Genomic DNA, 1,200 nt, shown 5'->3' on the forward strand with positions numbered 1-1,200 from the left:
CCGGCGTTCCGTTGGACAGCGCCAGCTGCCGGCCGGCGGCCAGCGGGTGGAATTCCTCGACCCGGACGCCGAGCAGGTCGCGGAACGCGCCGGGGTAGCCGCCCGGGCGGACCCGCTCATTCTCATCGACGATGCCGCTGAAGAAGGAGATGACCGCGGTGCCGCCCTGGCGCACGTAGTCGGTGAGCCGTGCGGCGTCGTCGTCCGTGACGAGGTAGAGCGCTGGCACCAGCACCAGGTCGTAGGTGGAGAAGTCGCCGTCCGGCGGCAGGAAATCGGCGGTGATGCCGGCATCCCACAGTGCACCATAGAGGGCGTGCACCTGATCCAGGTAGCGGAGGTCCGAGGAGGGGTGGGAATCACCGTCGCAGGCCCACCAGGCTTCCCAGCTGAAGACGACGGCGGCGCGGGCGGTGACCGTGCTGCCGGCCACCTCGCGGAGCCGGCCCAGGGCGTCCCCGAGTTCGGTGACTTCACGCCAGATCTTCGAGTCGGTGCCGGCGTGGGGGAGCATGGCGGAGTGGAACTTCTCGCTTCCCTGCAGCGAGGCGCGCCACTGGAAGAAGCACAGCCCGTCCGCGCCGCGGGCCAGGTGTGCGAGGGAATTGCGCAGCAGCTCACCGGGTGCCTTGGCGATGTTGCGGGGTTGCCAGTTGACGGCGCTGGTGGCATGTTCCATCAGGAGCCAGGGGCGGTTCCGGGCGAGGCCGCGGGTGAGGTCCGCGGCGAACGCGATCTCCTGTACCGGGTCGGCGAGGCGGTGATCCGGGTAGTGGTCATTGGCGATGACGTCCATTTCCGGCGCCCACTGCCAGTAGTTCTGGGTGCGGATGTGGGCGGTGACCATGAAGTTGGTGGTGACCGGAAGGCTGCTGTGTGCACGCAGCACAGCGGTTTCCGCGCGGTAGTACCCGAGGAGTTCGTCTGAACTGAAGCGTCGGAAGTCGAGAACCTGGGTGGGGTTCGGTGTGGCGTGCGGGGTGCGCGGGGGGAGGATCTGTTCCCAGGCCGAGTACCGCTGGCTCCAGAAGGCGGTGCCCCAGGCGGCGTTGAGGGCATCCAGGGTGGGGTAGCGGTCCTGCAGCCAGCGGCGGAAAGCGTCCGCCGAGGTATCGCAGTAGCAGAGCGCATTGTGGCAGCCGAGCTCGTTGGACACGTGCCAGAGGCGCAGGGCGGGGTGGGATCCGTAGCGGCGGGCGA

General features: G+C 68.9%; 1 protein-coding gene. It reads right to left on the bottom strand.

The annotated features are described in order from the left end of the window. Positions 1 to 1,200, bottom strand: a 1,200-nt coding sequence (locus X803_RS21115) for a beta-galactosidase (protein WP_162149230.1), incomplete at both ends; no start/stop codon positions are given.

The organism is Arthrobacter sp. 35/47, assembly GCF_000520475.1.
In the GTDB taxonomy this organism is placed as follows: Bacteria; Actinomycetota; Actinomycetes; order Actinomycetales; family Micrococcaceae; genus Arthrobacter_D; species Arthrobacter_D subterraneus.